The organism is Bacillus sp. MAG717A (genome assembly GCF_036884855.1).
Lineage (GTDB): Bacteria > Bacillota > Bacilli > Bacillales > Bacillaceae > Bacillus > Bacillus safensis.
This window is the reverse complement of the sequence record NZ_CP145733.1, coordinates 218,481-235,405: the sequence shown is the minus strand read 5'-3', so window position 1 is coordinate 235,405 and position 16,925 is coordinate 218,481. Positions and strand designations below refer to the sequence as shown.

Sequence of the window (16,925 nt, the reverse complement as noted above, 5' to 3'; positions counted from 1 at the left end):
ATTAGGAACTGACTTGCTTAGATTCAGATTGTGTTAATGTGACCTGTTTCGTTTCTTGTTTTCCGTTTCGAATGAGGGTGATGCTCACGGTGTCTCCTACTTTTGTATTCGTGTATAGCTCGTGACGTAATTCGCTGCCAGTTTTGATTTGTTTTCCATTGATGGCGGTAATGACATCCTCTGACTTTAAGCCAGCTTTGGCGGCAGGTGAGCCAGCGGCGATTTCTTTGACATACACGCCTTGATCGAGCTGACTGCTTTTAAGTCCGAGTGTTTCTTTCTGATACACATCTGGAACTTGTTCGAGATCCAGCATACTGATGCCGATATATGGACGTTCAATTTTTCCTTTTGCGAGAAGCTGATCAGCGATTGGTTTGACATCATTGATTGGCAGCGCGAATCCAATGCCTTCCACACCTGTTTCAGAGATTTTCATACTCGTGATCCCCACAACCTTTCCGTCTGTCGTCAGAAGCGGGCCGCCGCTGTTACCTGGATTAATGGCCGCATCTGTTTGAATGACATTAATGCTGCTTTCGCCTGCTGATGTGTTCATAGAGACTGTTCGGTCGACACCGCTGACAATTCCTTGTGTCACCGTTCTTGAAAGGTCTTCACCAAGCGGGTTTCCGATTGCGATGACAGTTTCTCCAGCACGCAGTGAGGAGGAATTGCCTAATGCCGCCACCTTCGTCACATGACTGCTGCTAATTTCCACAACAGCTAGGTCAGTGAGCGGATCAGCTCCGACCAGTTTTCCTTCAATGGTTTTGCCATCGTGTAAGGATACGGTGAGTTTGTTTGCCCCTTCAATGACGTGGTTGTTTGTTAAGATATAGGCTTTATTGCCTGATTTTTTGAAAATCACTCCTGAGCCTGTACCGGTTTTTTCCTCTTGACTGCTTTTGTTTTGCTGTGATTCATCGAAAGGGTTACTGAAATCGCCAAAGCTCGTGTCTGTTTGAGTTTGTGCTTGGTAGTTTGTAATGCCGACAATTGCTGGTGATACATTTTCGACCATGCTGGAAATGCTGCTTGATGAATTTGATGTTTGGACGGCTGTTGTTTTTGACAAATTCGTGTGATTTGTCGATACTGCTTCTGTTTTCGCTGCCGAATCATTTGCAGTGCTGTCTGATGAATGCTGAGCATATGGCGTAAGAACATAGACACCTAACGCTAATATACCGCCCACAACACCGCTGACGAATGGCTTAAACCAGCCATTTGGCTTCTTCTGTTTTTGAGGTTGTTCAATAGTTTGTTTGTCATCTTTGTGATGTGTCATCCGAATCACTCTCTTTCATTGATTTTTTCATGTATGTGTTCAAGGTGTTTTACCGTATGTGGTGGTGACTGATTTTATCGTAAGAAAAAAGTGTGGGATAAAAATGAAAACATTGTGGGAAATTGTTAAAATAAGTAGTGAATCTTAGCAAATAGAGGAGTTTAAACTGTGGAAACAATCGGAATTATTGGATATGGAAGTATGGCTGATATGATGGTGCAAAAGTGGCTGGAAAATGGGGTACTAGATGCTCATCAAATCATGATCCATACAAGAAGTGAAACGGAACACCTGCATCAGCTTAAAGAAAAGCACCAAGAAATCAGCATTTGTTCATTAGACGAACTTTCTGCGTCATGTGATATATTGTTTGTCTGCGTGCCGCCGCTGGCTGTACTAGATGTTCTAGATCAGCTGCCTTCTGCAGCGAGAGCGTTACATATTGTGTCAGTAGCAGCAGCTGTGACATTAGAAAAGTTACAAGCGCATACAACACAGCCAGTGTCTAGATACATCCCAACACTCACGTCAGCTGTTGGCACAGGCGTATCCCTTGTTGCGCATGGTGCAACCGCAGGGCGTGAGGAAAAAGAGCGTTTACACCGTCTGCTTTCAGCTTTTAGCATCGTCAGGGAGGTAGAGGAAGACCGGTTTGATGCGGCGAGCAATTTGACAAGCTCATCTCCTGGTTTTATCGCTGCTCTGTTTGAAGAAATGGCGAAAGCGGCTGTGAGAAATAGCGATCTTTCCTTGGAGGAAGCGAATGAATTTTTAACGTATGCCCTTTTAGGGACAGGCCAGATCCTCGTAGAACGAGGCCTCACCTTTGCTGAAACTGTCGATAGAGTGGCGACAAAAGGGGGAATTACAGGAGAAGGTGCTGAGGTCATTCAACAGCAGGCACCTCAGATGTTTGATGATTTATTTACACAAACCATGAAGAAATATGAACAGCTGAAATCGCAGATCAATGAAGCGGATAAACACCACTAAAGACATAGTTAGTGGTGTTTTATTTGTTAAAAAAATCCTTTCTAAAATAGTCTTTTGACCTGTATTATCTGAGCCTAAATTCCTTATTTTCGGACATTGTATTGAAAAATCAATCAAGTTCTCATATAATTTTTTAGAAAATTTAGAAAAATATACACAAATTTTATGTTTAATTAAAGGGGGATGGGAATGAAGCTCTATCTATCTGTCGATATGGAGGGAATTACTGGTCTAGCTGATCATACATTTGTTGATTCACGCCAGCATAACTATGAGCGGGGCAGACGCATTATGACAGGTGAAGTGAATGCCTGTGTAGAGGCGCTTATTCAGCATGGTGCCACCGACATTTTGGTGAATGACAGTCATTCTAAAATGAATAATCTTTTGATCGAAGAGCTGCATGAAGAGGCAGTTCTCATATCAGGTGATGTAAAGCCTTATTCAATGGTGCAAGGGTTGGATCAAACCTATGATGCAGCTGTTTTTTTAGGCTATCATGCAAGAGCATCAATGAAAGGTGTGATGTCGCACAGTATGATTTTTGGGGTCAGACATTTTTACATAAATGATCATCCAATTGGTGAAATGGGCTTTAATGCGTATGTTGCAGGCTACTATGGTGTTCCAGTGATTCTTGTTTGCGGGGATGATCAAGCAGCACTAGAGGCAGAAAAGCTGATGCCTGGTGTGAAAACAGTAGCGGTGAAAGAGACCATCTCAAGATCTGCTGTGAAATGCTTACCTCCTGCCAAAGTCAATAAACAAATCTCGCAGCAAGTGGAAGCCGCGATGACACAGATTGATCAAATGAAGCCGCTGACGCCTCCTGATCAGCCGCTGCTTAAAATTGAGTTTGCCAACTATGGACAAGCTGAATGGGCGAATTTAATGCCGGGTACTGCCATCATAGAAGGAACAACGACGGTGACGTACCAAGCAGAGAATATATTAGAAGCCTATCAAGCGATGCTTGTCATGACAGAGCTTGCCGCACGTACAACATTTTGTTAAGCGAGGGGGAGACAGCAGATGGCCAGCTTTTTGCTCAAGCGTTTTATTGCGATGATTGCCACGATCTTAACGATTACGACTTTAACGTTTATTTTAATGAAGGTCATCCCAGGATCGCCTTTCAATGAAGAACGAAATACAAACGAAACCGTCCAGCGAAACCTCGAAAGCTACTATCACTTAGACGAACCACTCTATGTTCAATATGTCATCTATTTAAAATCCATTGTTACCTTTGATTTTGGTCCTTCCATTAAAAAGCCTTCTGAAAGTGTCAATGATCTATTGGCGAGAGGCTTCCCTGTCTCATTAGAACTTGGTCTTATCTCAATATTGATTGCTGTCATCTCTGGCATTCTGCTAGGGGTCATGGCTGCCCTCCGGCATAATGGTTTGATTGATTACATTGCTATGACCATTGCTGTTTTCGGTATATCCATTCCAAACTTTATCTTTGCTACCTTATTAATTCAGCAGCTTGCTGTCAATTTGAAGCTCTTTCCTACAGCGATGTGGACAAGTCCAATGCATATGGTGCTGCCCACAATCGCCCTTGCTGTCGGACCAATGGCCATTATCGCAAGGTTAACGAGATCGAGCATGATTGAAGTGCTGTCGCAAGACTATATCCGTACTGCCAAAGCAAAAGGACTTTCTCCCTTAAAAATTGTATTTAAGCATGCGCTTCGAAATGCACTTTTACCCGTTGTGACCATTCTTGGAACACTTGTCGCAAGTATTTTAACAGGAAGTTTTGTCATTGAAAAAATATTTGCCATTCCTGGAATGGGAAAATATTTTGTCGAGAGCATTAACAACCGTGACTATCCTGTCATCATGGGAACCACTGTTTTTTACAGCATTATTTTAATCACACTTCTCTTCATTGTCGATGTGGCGTATCGTCTCCTTGATCCGAGGATTCAGCTGCATCAGAAAGGAGGAAAGGCATGAGTATACACCTTCAGCATGATCCACCGAACAGGCATCCTGAAGTCCCGGACGAATGGTTTTCTCCTCGAGAGCAAAAGAAAACGGAAGCCCATGCCATTAAAAGACCCTCTCTTTCCTATTGGGCTGATACATGGAGGCGGCTGAAGCAAAATAAGCTTGCGATGTTTAGTCTATCGGTCCTGATTTTTCTTTTTGTCATGGCAATCTTAGGCCCATTGCTTGCGCCAAATAGTGTGACAGAACAGCGTCTTTCGATGCAAAATCTGCCGCCCTCGGCTGCTCACTGGTTCGGAACAGATGAGCTTGGGCGAGATGTGTTCACACGTACTTGGTACGGAGCACGCATTTCGTTATTTGTGGGTGTCATGGCAGCCCTGATTGATTTTGCCATCGGTGTGATTTATGGGGGCATAGCCGGCTATAAAGGCGGACGCTATGATCATGTCATGATGCGGATTGTCGAGGTGCTTTACGGACTTCCTTATTTACTTGTCGTCATTTTATTGATGGTGCTGATGGGGCCAGGGCTAGTCACCATTATTGTAGCGCTCACTGTCACCGGATGGATTGGAATGGCAAGAATTGTGAGAGGTCAGGTTCTTCAGCTGAAAAGCCAGGAATATGTTCTTGCCTCAAAAACCTTTGGTGCCAAAAGCCTGCGGATCATTCGCCGCAACCTGCTGCCGAATACGATGGGGCCGATTATCGTCCAAATGACCCTGACTGTGCCGACCGCGATATTTGCTGAAGCGTTCCTAAGCTTTCTCGGTTTAGGTATTCAAGCGCCGTTTGCAAGCTGGGGTGTGATGGCTAATGACGCTTTGCCGACTGTGCTGTCAGACAATGGACATTGGTGGCGTTTATTTTTCCCGGCATTTTTTATTTCACTCACGATGTTTTGCTTTAACAATTTAGGTGATGGCTTGCAAGATGCACTTGATCCAAAGATGAAGAGGTGAAGCGCTTTGAAAAAAGTTCTACAAATCATCGATCTGCACGTCAGCTTTCGGACATACGGCGGTTCAGTTCAAGCAGTACGTGGAGTGAATGTCGATGTATATGAAAAAGAAACCTTAGCCATTGTAGGAGAATCAGGCTGCGGAAAAAGTGTGACTTCACAAAGCATTATGAGGCTTCTGCCTGCATACAGTGCACATGTCGATCAGGGAGAAATCTGGTTTCAAGACCGCAACTTGCTGTCATTATCTGAAAAAGAAATGCGCGCCATACGAGGTGTCGATATCTCGATGATCTTCCAAGATCCGATGACGGCACTCAACCCAACCTTGACAATAGGGGATCAGCTGATGGAGGCGGCGAAGGAACATCAAAAGCTGACAAAAAAAGAAGTGAAAGAAGCCGCCATACAGATGCTTGATTTGGTTGGTATTCCGCAGCCGAAGGAGAGGTTAAAGCAATACCCGCACCAATTCAGCGGAGGAATGAGGCAGCGGCTCATGATTGCAATGGCACTGATTTGCGAGCCAAAGGTGCTGATTGCAGATGAACCAACGACCGCACTGGATGTCACCATACAGGCACAAATTTTAGAGCTGTTTAAAGAGATTCAAAGGAAAACAGGTGTCACCATTATTTTAATTACACATGACTTAGGGGTCGTAGCCCAGGTTGCCGACCGGGTAGCGGTCATGTACGGAGGGAAAATGGTTGAAGTCGGAACAAGGCGAGATATTTTTTACAGTCCGCAGCACCCTTATACAAAAGGGCTCCTGCAATCCGTTCCAAGACTTGATATGAAAGATGAATTGATTCCGATTGAAGGAAGCCCGCCTGATTTATTTGCTCCGCCAAAGGGCTGTCCGTATACCGAACGCTGCCCGGTGGCCATGAAAGTGTGTGATCATATCATGCCGCACGAAACGCAGCGGTCACCTACCCATACAGTGCATTGCTGGCTCCAGGATGAGCGAGCGAACCAAGCGATTTTATCTTCAACACAAAGGGGGAGTTTTTGATGAGAAAAAAAGGGTGGATCATCAGTGTTTGTTTGTTCATCATCATGCTGCTTGCAGGATGTACAGCGAATGAGCAAGCAGGTAAAGGATCATCAAGTAATAAGGGTGAAAAGAAAATATTAACCTTAAATAACGAAAATGAACCGACGTCATTTGACCCGCCGATTGGTTTTAATAATGTATCGTGGCAAGGGCTAAATAACTTAATGGAAGGATTAACGAGACTGAATGAAAAGCACGAACCATCTCCTGCAATGGCTGAAAAATGGGAGATTTCAGAGGATGGAAAAACGTACACGTTTCATTTAAGAGACAGTATCAAGTGGTCGAATGGTGATCCAGTGAAAGCGAGTGACTTTGAATATGCGTGGAAGCGTCTGCTCGATCCGAAAACAGGCTCCTCTGCATCGTTCTTAGCTTACATGATTGAAGGAGGAGAGGCATTTAACAGCGGAAAAGGAAAGAAAGATGACGTAAAAGTGAGCTCTGAAAATGACAAAACGCTAAAAGTCACACTGGCATACCCGCAGAAGTCATTCTTAAATATGACCGCAAACCCTGCCTTTTTCCCTGTTAATGAGAAGGTAGCTGAGAAGGACCCAAATTGGGCAAAGGATGCCAAAACCTTTGTCGGGAATGGGCCGTTTCAGCTGACAGAATGGAAGCATGATGAGAGCTTCACCATGGAAAAAAGTGAGACGTATTGGGACAAAAAAACAGTCAAGCTGGATCAGGTAAAGTGGCTGATGATCAGTGATCGAAACACTGATTATCAAATGTATCAATCGGGAGATTTAGATACTGCCTTTGTCCCAGCAGAGCAAAGTGAAAATTTGTTGAAAAATAAAGATGTGCAAATTGAAGATCAGGCCGGACTGTTCTTTTATCGTCTGAATGTGAATATGGAACCTTTTCAAAATAAGAACATTCGCAAAGCCTTTCAAATGGCGATCAATCCGAAAGATATCGTGGATTATGTAACAAAGAATAAAGAGAAGCCAGCTCGCGCCTTCGTTTCACCGGGGATTCTAGATTCAAAGGGTGAAGATTTCAGAGAAGCTGGCGGCGATCTTGTCAAACAAGATACGAGTGAAGCAGCGAAGCTATTAGAAAAAGGGCTGAAAGAAGAGAACTATTCGAAACTGCCGCCCGTCACATTAACATATAGCACAAAGCCTGAGAACAAGAAAAAAGCTGAAGCCATCCAGCAGCAATTAAAAGAAGCGCTAGGTGTGGACGTAAAGCTTGCAAACATGGAAGCCAATGTATTTGCAGAAGATCAAAAGGCGCTGAAATTTCAATTCTCGCAAAGTTCATTTTTAGCAGACTATGCAGATCCGATCAATTTCCTAGAGAGCTTCCAAACAGGGAATGCGATGAACCGGACTGGATGGTCAAACGACACCTATGATCAGCTGATTAAAAAGGCGAGCCAGGAAGCAGATGAACAAAAGAGAAACAGCATCCTTCATGATGCAGAGGCACTTCTCATTGAAGAAGCACCGATCATTCCAATTCATTTTTATAACCAAGTCCATTTACAAAAAGAGGGCGTGAAGGGAATTGTCCGCCACCCTGTTGGGTATATCGATTTGAAATGGGCGCAAGTAGATGGAGAGTAGTAAATGAGAAACACGGACGCTTTGGAAAAAAGCGTCTGTTCCTTTATTCGTTCATGTTATGGAGAAGATGCCCATAGATTGAAAGAAACAAAGAGAAAGAGGGGATTGGCATGAACCAGCTGCCAGCAGCGCTTCAAACAGGGGATACGGTGGGGATTATTGCACCAGCAAGCCCGCCTGATGAATTGAAATTAGCAAAAGGGATTGCTTTTTTAGAAAGCCTCGGGCTGAAGGTGAAAAAAGGGAAGTATCTCGATTCTCGGTACGGGTATTTAGCGGGGCGTGATCATGAAAGAGTGGAAGATCTTCATGGCATGTTTCAAGATCCAGAAGTCAAAGCAGTTATTTGTGCCTGCGGAGGGTACGGAACTGGAAGACTTGCGGAAGTCATTGACTATGATCTCATTCGCAGGAATCCAAAAATCTTTTGGGGTTATAGTGACATTACGTTTTTACATACGGCCATCCAGCAGCAGACCGGACTTGTGACCTTTCATGGTCCAATGCTTTCCTCTGATGTGGGACTTGAAGAGGTTCATCCGTATACGAAGGATACTTTTTTGCAGCTGTTCACGCCGAAGGCCTTTACGTATACGCATCACTTTTCACCTCTTCATACCTTCTACCCCGGCACTGCTTCAGGTGACATCATAGGAGGGAATCTTGCCCTCATCGTGACAACACTTGGTACACCTTTTGAAATTGATACGAAGGGTAAGCTGTTGTTCATTGAAGATATTGACGAAGAGCCGTATAAAATCGATCGCATGATGCAGCACCTCACCTCTGCTGGAAAACTGGATGATGCGGCAGGATTCATCATTGGAGATTTTCATCAATGTGAACCAAAAAAGAAAGACCAGTCCTTAACCTTGGAACAGCTGTGGGAAACCTATATTGTGCCGCAAAAGAAACCTGCACTCGGCGGCTTTCGGATCGGTCATTCATCACCGAACTTTGCCATTCCGATGGGCGTTCAGGCTTCACTAGATGCGGCAGGGAAAAAACTGCACATTTCTCCAGGCGTTGCTGCGAAAGAGGCGATCAAATGAAAATCGTGGATGTTCGTACATGCAGAACGAGTGTACCGCTAAAAAAGCCTTTCAAAACCGCTTTAAGAACGGTGTATGACGCAGCATCTCTGATCGTCATCATCACATATGATCAAGGTGACGTCAGCTACGGAGAGGCAGTTCCCACGTCGGTGATTACAGGAGAAACGCTGGAAAGCATCGACTATGCCATCTGTGAAGTGATCAGACCCATTTTGCTCGGGGCTTCCTTGGCAGAGTATGAACAAATCTTTTCTGCTATGAACCGCGTGCTCGCAAGCAACACAAGCGCAAAGGCTGCAATCGATATGGCCATTTATGATGGGTTAGCAAAGCAGGCAGGGCTTCCGCTTTATCAATACCTTGGCGGATATCGTCATCAGCTCGAAACCGACTATACGGTCAGTGTAAACCGTCCGCTCGAAATGGCGGAAGATGCGAAGCAATACGCAGCCGAAGGCTTTCAGACGTTAAAGGTGAAAGTGGGGAAAGATGACATACACACGGATATTCAGCGTATCAAGCGGATTCGAGAAAAAGTCGGACCAGACATTCAGATCAGGCTCGACGCAAACCAAGGATGGACGTGGAAGGAAGCGATCACAGCCATTCGAAAAATGGAAGCACTGAATATTGAATTAATAGAACAGCCAGTGCCGAAAGAAGATATCGAAGGTCTGCGCCGTGTGACAGAAGCAACTGATACATTGATTATGGCAGACGAAAGCATTTTTAGTTTTCATGATGCAATCAAGGTGCTTGAAACGAGAAGCTGTGATCTCATCAATTTAAAATTAATGAAATCGGGCGGCATAAAAGAAGCACTAAAAATCAATGTCCTAGCTGAAGCATACGGTGTTCAGTGCATGGTTGGCAGTATGATTGAGTCAAAGCTTGGCATTACAGCAGCGGCACATTTCGCCGCAAGCCAGCCGAATATCACCCGCTGCGATTTTGATGCCCCGCTTATGCTGAAAGAAGACATGATAGACGGAGGAATCGTGTACAAAGGAAAAGACATATTGTTACCGCTGCATCATGGGTTAGGCATACAAGGGGTGAAAGGAGTCTCGTGATGATATATGAATCAAAGGTTCCAGTCGCTAACGTATGGACAGCACCGCAGTCTCCGCGAGAAATCGATCGAAAGGTACTTCAGGACTCCATCAACATCAAAGAGTGGATTGACCAGCAAACATATGAAGAAAAATTGGCTTTATGTGAAGAAAATTTGATTCAATCTCAAATACTGCTCGGAGAACGAGTGATTGGATTAGAAGAGACAGATGGCTGGATGAAAGTCGTCATACCTCAGCAGGCCAGCCGGAAACATCCGCAAGGTTATCCAGGCTATATACCTGTTGAGCAATTAAACCAAGTAACAGGGGGAAATGGATCAGCAGCATCTCTTATTGTTTCTCAGAAAAAAGCCACGCTCTATCAAAACGGGGAACCCGATATGGAGATTAGTTTTTTAACAGAGCTGGCAGCAGCTAAAGAAACAGATGATCAATTTTATGTTGTCACCCCAGTAGGAATAAGAGAAATCAACAAAGCGGATGTACGCCCAGTTTCACATGCTTACTCTTTGACCGGCAAAGATGTCGTAGACGCAGGAAAACAATTTATTGGACTTTCTTATTTATGGGGAGGTATGAGCAGCTTTGGATATGATTGTTCAGGTTTTGCTTACAGCATGTACAAAGCGTGCGGATATCTTTTGCCGAGAGACGCAAGTGACCAAGCAGTTCAAGGAACCCCGGTGGCATCAAGCCATTTAGAACCAGGCGATTTGCTGTTTTTTGCAAATGAAAACGGAAAGGGAGCGATCCGCCATGTAGGGATCTACGCTGGAGACGGGAAGATGCTTCATTCGCCTAAAACCGGCAGACAAATTGAACTGCTTTCCCTTTCTGGCACTTCATATGAAAAGGAATGGGCAGGTGCAAGGCGGTATTTACCAAGCGAGAGGAGGAGCGATCATGGTAGTTGAACCACTTTTACAAGTAAACAACCTCAAAAAACATTTTCACCTATCAAAAGGGAGAACGTTAAAAGCGCTGGATGGTGTCTCTTTTCAGCTGAAACAAGGTGAAACCTTTGGTCTCGTTGGTGAATCTGGCTGCGGCAAATCCACACTTGGAAAAGTGCTCATGCGTCTTTATGAACCAACAGATGGTGAAGCCTTATATGAAGGGAAAAGTCTTCACCACCTTTCTAAAAAAGAATCATTTGATTTCAACCGGCAAATGCAAATGGTCTTTCAAGATCCGTATTCCTCCTTAAATCCGAGACTGTCAGTAAAAGATATTATGCTAGAGCCAATGGAGATTCATCAGCTTTATGGCAGTCAAAAGAAAAGGATTGCCCGCGTAAAAGAACTGCTCGAAGCGGTAGGGTTAAGCTATGATTTTGCCACCCGCTATCCGCACGAATTTAGCGGAGGACAAAGGCAGAGAATCGGCATTGCAAGAGCACTTGCCTTAGCGCCAAAATTTATTGTGGCAGATGAGCCGATTTCTGCACTAGACGTTTCCGTTCAAGCGCAGGTGGTGAATCTGCTGAAGAAACTGCAAAAAGAGGAAGGATTAACATTTCTCTTTATTGCACATGACTTGTCAATGGTGAAATATATTAGCGACCGGATCGGTGTTATGTATTTAGGCCATCTCGTTGAATTGACGACAAGTGATGCATTATATCAAACACCGCTTCACCCATATACACAAGCCTTGCTGTCTGCTATCCCCATTCCAGATCCTGACGTAGAGGACAAGCGCAAAAGGTTTATTTTAAAAGGAGAAATTCCAAGTCCAGTCAATCCGCCAAGCGGCTGTGTATTTCGAACAAGATGTCCTGCCGCGATGGATGTATGTGCTGAAAAAAAGCCGACATTACAAACGGTGGAAGAAGGACATGAAGTTGCCTGTCACTTATATAATAGAAAATAGGACAAGCTAGACAAAAAGCCAGCAAGTAGACAAGCTGTTCTACACGCTGGCTTTTTTAATAGATGAACGCCGAATAGGCAATGTGCAGCATCTGAACGAGCCACCAGATTTAATAATTTCAGAAAAGTCCACTTCAATAACGGTGTATCCGTGAGCGGTTAACGCAGCATTTGTTTCTTGGTTGCTGGGCAAGCTGATCACTTTTTTCTGCCCAATGGATAAAACATTTGGTCCAAGTGTGAATTGCTCTTGTTCGCTGATTTCAATCAAATCATAATACGTTTTGAGCAGCTGGAGATCCTTTTGCTTGAACGCTTCAGGATAAATGATTATTTCGTCATGAGACAGAATATTCATCACACAATCAAGATGCAAAATGTGAGGAGGAAGGTGAATAGGAATGATGTCATGATCCGGCAGTTCCTTTTTTAGCTGGTAGATAGCGGCTGGACTAGTTCTTTTGCTCGTGCCAACAAACACACGCTTCTGATCCACAAGCACATCGCCGCCTTCAATTGTTCCGTCTGTCAAAGTGACAGCTGACCACCCTTTTGCCTGTGCCCAATCTTTTAGACACTGTTCTTCCCCTTGCCGAACCGGAGCGGCCATCTTTGAAACAAACAGTGTATGTCCAATCGTAAACCCAATATCCCGAGTGAAGACTTGCTCAGGGAAGCGGTCATTCGCTGGGAGCAGGATGGGCCGTACTTGATGATCTTTAAGGGTTTGGATCAATTGCTTATGCTGAGCGACTGCTCTCATTTGAGAAATATTTTCTTTCGCAAAATGTTTCTGGGTTTCGTTGATAATTTGTTTGATTTCCATATAAATAGGACTGCATAAAAGAACTTCTTCTAAATCGTCGTATTCACTCATGCATTGCGGCATTTTGTATAATTGGTCTGCTCTCATCGAATCCATCAAATGGCCTCCTTGTTCGTTCATAGTTCTATTATTCCTTCTTCTTGTCATGGTTGAAACATTTCCGAAAGAAAATCTCTCACATAAGACTAAAGCAAAAAGTTTAGACAAACCTAAAAGAATAGTGTTTAATAAAAGTCGTTCCGCATCTACGAAAACAGCAAGAAGGAGCTATGATGATGAGTGAAGAAAATTTCAAATACTGCAAGGAATCGAAAGTTGTTAAAACCAGCAGGGTATTCCCTCTCGATACGAATAACCACCAAACGTTATTTGGCGGGAAATTAATGAGCTATATAGATGACATTGCCTCCATATCGGCAGCAAGACACAGCCGCAGTGAAACGGTCACAGCTTCAATGGATTCTGTTGACTTTTTAGAGCCGATTGGACAAAAGGAGTCAGTATGCTTGGAATCCTATGTCACATGGGTCGGCACGTCTTCTATGGAAGTGTTCGTCAAGGTCATTAAAGAAAACTTGATGTCTGGAGAACGCAGGCTCGCAGCGACTTCATTTCTGACATTTGTCTCATTAGATGAAAACGGAAAGCCTAAACGAGTCCCGCAGGTGATGCCGGAAACAGAAGAAGAGATCATGCTTCATCAAACAGCGAAGCAGCGGGCAGAGGAAAGAAAAAGCCGTCGAAAACATAGTAAGGCGCTTGCTGACGCACTTGGGACAGATAAACCTTGGGCGTAAAAATCACCCTTTAAGCGGTGATTTTTTTCTATGTCAGTATCTTGCATGGCAAGATAGTGTATGGTAAGATGAAACTATCTTGTGATGCAAGATACTGAAATCGGAGGAAGAATCATGACAACATCCACACAAATGCTAAAAGGAATTTTAGAAGGCTGTCTGCTGTCGATTATTTCTGAGGGCGAAATTTATGGGTATGAAATGACGAAGAAGCTCGCGCATTATGGGTTTGATCAAATAAGTGAAGGCAGTATCTATCCGATTTTGCTGCGTATGCAAAAGGAGCAGCTGGTGACCACCGTCACAAAAGCGTCAGCGAGCGGTCCGAAAAGGAAATACTATACGCTCACACAAGGGGGAGAACAAGCGCTCAAAGAGTTTATTGCCCGCTGGAATGAGCTCTCGAAAAATGTAAATCGCTTATTACAAAAAGGGAAGTGAGATTATGGTATCAAAAGAAACAAGACACATTCTACTAGAGCTGCAACTTTATCTCATATCAAAGGGAAAAAATCAGGATGAAATCGATGAGCTGATGGACGAACTGACAGCACATGCGGTTGAGGCTGAAAAAGACGGCAAAACAGGTGAGGATGTGTTCGGCGGAGATCCACGGAGCTATGCTGATGAACTGGCAAAAGAGCTGTCAGGAAACCATAAAGACTGGGTGCCATTTGTCAGTGCTTTCTTAATTGGATCACTTTTTTACATGATTTTAGCAGATGCAATCAGCCAAAACTTATCCTATTCTTTTTTTGCTTTGATTGGATATCCGCTCGTTTTAGTGGCCAATGTCATCATGATCATTTTGATGTTTAGAGCGTCCGCCTTTCAAACAAGCGGCCGGGTATTTCTCTACTTTTGGATGTTAGGAATCTTTCAGCTGACAGCGATGGTCACAATCAAACTATTGGATCAAAAACTTGGCACGCCATTACTTGTACTTACTTCAGGACAAAGATGGGGCGTCATTTTGCTTATGCTGCTATGTATCGTTGTATTCAATGCAATCTTAAAGGCGAATGTCGTTTCATTGATTCCGCTCATCTTTTTCGGACCGCAGCTCATATTCGAATGGATTGGCTGGACGTCACCAAGTGTGATTTTACTGCAAAGCCTGCTGTCTATTGTGATTTTAATAGGGCTTATGCTCATTGTCCTGCGCCGGGCAAATAAGAAAAATGAAAATACGAATGTAAACTGAGCACATCCGATCCGATGTGCTTTTCTTTTTCTAAAAAAATGTAGAAATGGAATTGTGTTTTTCATTACAATGGGGAGAGGACAAAAATGAAAAGGGGTTCTGTTTTTGGATATCGTATGGGGATATGTACTCGTTTTTGTATTGGCTGCTTTGCCTTTTTTTGAAGTGATTGGTGTCGTTCCATTCGCAATCTTAAGTGGACTGCATCCTGTGACAACAGCTGTGATTGGATTCATCGGCAACTTTCTCACAGTCTTGTTTCTCATTGTGTTTGTGGACCGGTTTAAAGCATGGTGGTTAAAGAGAAAAGAAGAGAGAGGTGATGAAAAAGGAGAGAAAAAGCAGCTGCGGGCGAGAAAAATTTGGGAACGATACGGTCTGCCTGGATTAGCGCTCATTGGTCCTTTTATCATCGGCAGTCATTTAGCGGCCTTGATGTGTATGAGCTTTGGAACGAAAAGAAAGCAAGTCGCGGTGTGGATGACCGTCAGTTTAATGATGTGGACAGCGCTGGCTGCTAGTTTAACCGGTGCCGGCTTCCATTACTTTGCCCCAGATTCAAATGGTTTGTTCGGAGATATTTTTAGCAAGTAAAAAAAGGGAGGGTCATCAATGACAGTTCAAACAAGGACAGTATTTGAAACAGAGCGCCTGAAACTGAGAACGATGAATGAACATGATGCGTCATTTTTATATACCAAGCTGTTCCAGGATGAAGAAGTGATGAAGTATTATCCTTCTTTGAAGGATGAACAGCAGACAAAAGAGTGGATTGCATGGAATCAAAAAAATGACCGCACGTACCACACCTCGCTATGGATCATTGAAGATAAAGAAACAAATGAGAGACTTGGACAAAGCGGAATTGTTCTGCAAAATATCGAAGGACAAACGGAGCTTGAGATTGGCTATATGCTTAAGAAAGCGGCGTGGGGGAATGGCTATGCTGCTGAGGCTGCAAAAGGCTGTCTAACCTATGGATTTGAAGAAATGAAGGTCAGACGGATGGTCAGCCTAATTCGTCCTGAGAATGAAGCGTCGGTGAAGGTCGCTTTAAAAATGGGCATGAAAAAAGAAAAAACCATTTCAAAATGGGACCAAATCATTGATGTATACAGCATCACCCGTGACGGAGAAAATGGCTCGCTTACTGAATAAGCAGAGCCGTTTTTTTCTTTTATGCACGTTGTTCTAACTGAAGCAAATATTTCTTTCGTTCAATCCCCCCGCCGTAGCCTCCAAGTTCACCACTTGTTTGAATCACGCGGTGGCAAGGAATGATAATCGCCAATTGATTCGCACCATTTGCATTACCAACGGCACGAACCAAATGCGGATCGCCCAGTATTGTGGCTAGATCACGATAGGATCTCGTTTCGCCTGATGGAATGAGTGAGAGCTGCTCCCACACCTTCATTTGAAAAGGGGTGCCATGTAAGGAAAGGGGTACAGTAAACTTTGCCAGCTTTTTCTCAAAATATAAGGCCAATTCCTTTGCTAATTGCTGATGGACGTTTGTTTCTCCAACTAAAATACGGGCATGATGCTTCTTTCTTAATGTTTCGATTTCTTTTTCGAGTCCCCGCCTGTCCATAAACTCCAGTAAATACACATGTGTGGCATCTGTCACGCTGATCATCCGCCCGATCGGTGTGGAAATAAAATTAGCATAGAGAATGTGAATCTGCGCTTTTTTAGGGGGATTTCCCATGATTTTCGTAAATGCATCATTGAAGGCGCTTGAAGATTCATAGCCAAAGGTGACCTGCTGATCGATTACTTTTTTTCCGTTCAAAATTTCTTTAAAGGCAAGTCCCATTCTACGTGATCTTGCATATTGAACAAAGGTCATGCCGTAAATGTCTTTAAATTTTCTTCGAGCTGTGGCAGAGTGAATCCCTAATTGACGGAAGTCCTCTTCCTTCCAGCGTTTCTCAGGATTTTTTTCTACTGCTGAAACGAGTGTTTTGACTTCTTCAGGGATGCTGTTAGGGTATGTTAACGGTGTGCAGCGCTTGCATGGGCGATACCCTGCCAGCAGTGCCTCCTCCGCTGTAAAGAAAAACTCACAGTTTTCATATTTGGGCTTTCTTGCCGTACATGTGGCATGACAGAAGATGCCGGTTGTCTTAATACAGGCAAAGAATGTGCCGTCATATTGCGGATTCTTGTCAACAAGTGCTTGATAAAATTCATGTTTTTGTTCATCGGTCATCATCATATGAATCCACCTCTTGATTTTCTAT

18 protein-coding genes are annotated in these 16,925 nt (G+C 43.8%); 15 read left to right on the top strand and 3 right to left on the bottom strand.

What is annotated here, in order from left to right; genetic code table 11:
* Window position 1: 1 nt before the first annotated feature.
* The gene (locus V6Z54_RS01250) at window positions 2-1,291 is read right to left on the bottom strand and encodes a trypsin-like peptidase domain-containing protein (RefSeq protein ID WP_041085077.1); all 1,290 of its coding nucleotides are present in this window, start codon (window positions 1,289-1,291) and stop codon (window positions 2-4) included.
* Between the two features lie 168 nt (window positions 1,292-1,459).
* On the opposite strand from V6Z54_RS01250, the gene proG reads away from it, so the two are divergent.
* From proG to V6Z54_RS01200, 10 genes are all read left to right on the top strand, one after another.
* The gene (gene proG, locus V6Z54_RS01245) at window positions 1,460-2,284 is read left to right on the top strand and encodes a pyrroline-5-carboxylate reductase ProG (protein ID WP_338527615.1); all 825 of its coding nucleotides are present in this window, start codon (window positions 1,460-1,462) and stop codon (window positions 2,282-2,284) included.
* Between the two features lie 189 nt (window positions 2,285-2,473).
* Window positions 2,474-3,298 carry a M55 family metallopeptidase gene (locus V6Z54_RS01240; RefSeq protein WP_041085075.1) on the top strand — a complete coding sequence of 275 codons (825 nt, stop codon included), beginning with the start codon at window positions 2,474-2,476 and terminating at the stop codon, window positions 3,296-3,298.
* An 18-nt stretch (window positions 3,299-3,316) separates the two neighbouring features.
* Window positions 3,317-4,252 carry an ABC transporter permease gene (locus V6Z54_RS01235; RefSeq protein ID WP_039177974.1) on the top strand — a complete coding sequence of 312 codons (936 nt, stop codon included), beginning with the start codon at window positions 3,317-3,319 and terminating at the stop codon, window positions 4,250-4,252.
* The gene (locus tag V6Z54_RS01230; protein WP_041085074.1) at window positions 4,249-5,211 is read left to right on the top strand and encodes an ABC transporter permease; all 963 of its coding nucleotides are present in this window, start codon (window positions 4,249-4,251) and stop codon (window positions 5,209-5,211) included. Before V6Z54_RS01235 ends, V6Z54_RS01230 begins: the two co-directional genes overlap by 4 nt.
* A gap of 6 nt (window positions 5,212-5,217) precedes the next feature.
* Window positions 5,218-6,228, top strand: coding sequence for an ABC transporter ATP-binding protein (locus V6Z54_RS01225; RefSeq protein ID WP_041085073.1), 1,011 nt, complete (start codon window positions 5,218-5,220; stop codon window positions 6,226-6,228).
* Window positions 6,228-7,850 (top strand): peptide ABC transporter substrate-binding protein, encoded by a 1,623-nt coding sequence (locus V6Z54_RS01220; protein WP_338527614.1) that lies wholly within the window; start codon window positions 6,228-6,230, stop codon window positions 7,848-7,850. The genes V6Z54_RS01225 and V6Z54_RS01220 overlap by 1 nt, the downstream gene beginning before the upstream one ends.
* A 110-nt stretch (window positions 7,851-7,960) precedes the next feature.
* Window positions 7,961-8,902 (top strand): LD-carboxypeptidase, encoded by a 942-nt coding sequence (locus tag V6Z54_RS01215; protein ID WP_041085070.1) that lies wholly within the window; start codon window positions 7,961-7,963, stop codon window positions 8,900-8,902.
* Window positions 8,899-9,978, top strand: a complete 1,080-nt coding sequence (locus V6Z54_RS01210; RefSeq protein WP_073979383.1) for a dipeptide epimerase — start codon at window positions 8,899-8,901, stop codon at window positions 9,976-9,978. The genes V6Z54_RS01215 and V6Z54_RS01210 overlap by 4 nt, the downstream gene beginning before the upstream one ends.
* Window positions 9,978-10,895: a C40 family peptidase gene (locus V6Z54_RS01205; RefSeq protein ID WP_073979384.1), complete on the top strand. Its 918-nt coding sequence runs from the start codon at window positions 9,978-9,980 to the stop codon at window positions 10,893-10,895. The genes V6Z54_RS01210 and V6Z54_RS01205 overlap by 1 nt, the downstream gene beginning before the upstream one ends.
* The gene (locus V6Z54_RS01200) at window positions 10,885-11,853 is read left to right on the top strand and encodes an oligopeptide/dipeptide ABC transporter ATP-binding protein (RefSeq protein ID WP_073979385.1); all 969 of its coding nucleotides are present in this window, start codon (window positions 10,885-10,887) and stop codon (window positions 11,851-11,853) included. Before V6Z54_RS01205 ends, V6Z54_RS01200 begins: the two co-directional genes overlap by 11 nt.
* Window positions 11,854-11,892: 39 nt before the next feature.
* Here V6Z54_RS01200 and V6Z54_RS01195 read toward each other — a convergent pair whose 3' ends face one another.
* A complete protein-coding gene (locus V6Z54_RS01195) occupies window positions 11,893-12,774 on the bottom strand; it encodes a dimethylarginine dimethylaminohydrolase family protein (protein ID WP_073979386.1) in 882 nt (293 codons plus the stop codon).
* A 179-nt stretch (window positions 12,775-12,953) separates the two neighbouring features.
* Here V6Z54_RS01195 and V6Z54_RS01190 point away from each other — a divergent pair, with 179 nt between their 5' ends.
* From V6Z54_RS01190 to V6Z54_RS01170, 5 genes are all read left to right on the top strand, one after another.
* Complete coding sequence (locus tag V6Z54_RS01190) at window positions 12,954-13,475, top strand: acyl-CoA thioesterase (RefSeq protein ID WP_008346212.1); 522 nt, start codon at window positions 12,954-12,956, stop codon at window positions 13,473-13,475.
* A gap of 114 nt (window positions 13,476-13,589) precedes the next feature.
* Window positions 13,590-13,916 carry a PadR family transcriptional regulator gene (locus V6Z54_RS01185; protein WP_073979387.1) on the top strand — a complete coding sequence of 109 codons (327 nt, stop codon included), beginning with the start codon at window positions 13,590-13,592 and terminating at the stop codon, window positions 13,914-13,916.
* 4 nt (window positions 13,917-13,920) lie between these two features.
* On the top strand, window positions 13,921-14,679 hold the full coding sequence (locus V6Z54_RS01180) for an NADH dehydrogenase (protein ID WP_073979388.1): 759 nt from the start codon (window positions 13,921-13,923) through the stop codon (window positions 14,677-14,679).
* A gap of 105 nt (window positions 14,680-14,784) precedes the next feature.
* Window positions 14,785-15,273, top strand: coding sequence for a small multi-drug export protein (locus V6Z54_RS01175; protein ID WP_041085062.1), 489 nt, complete (start codon window positions 14,785-14,787; stop codon window positions 15,271-15,273).
* Window positions 15,274-15,291: 18 nt separating this feature from the next.
* Entirely contained in the window at window positions 15,292-15,837 is a 546-nt protein-coding gene (locus tag V6Z54_RS01170; RefSeq protein WP_041085061.1) for a GNAT family N-acetyltransferase, read from the top strand.
* Between the two features lie 19 nt (window positions 15,838-15,856).
* Here V6Z54_RS01170 and V6Z54_RS01165 read toward each other — a convergent pair whose 3' ends face one another.
* Window positions 15,857-16,900 (bottom strand): trifunctional transcriptional activator/DNA repair protein Ada/methylated-DNA--[protein]-cysteine S-methyltransferase, encoded by a 1,044-nt coding sequence (locus tag V6Z54_RS01165; RefSeq protein ID WP_338527613.1) that lies wholly within the window; start codon window positions 16,898-16,900, stop codon window positions 15,857-15,859.
* Between the last annotated feature and the right edge of the window lie 25 nt (window positions 16,901-16,925).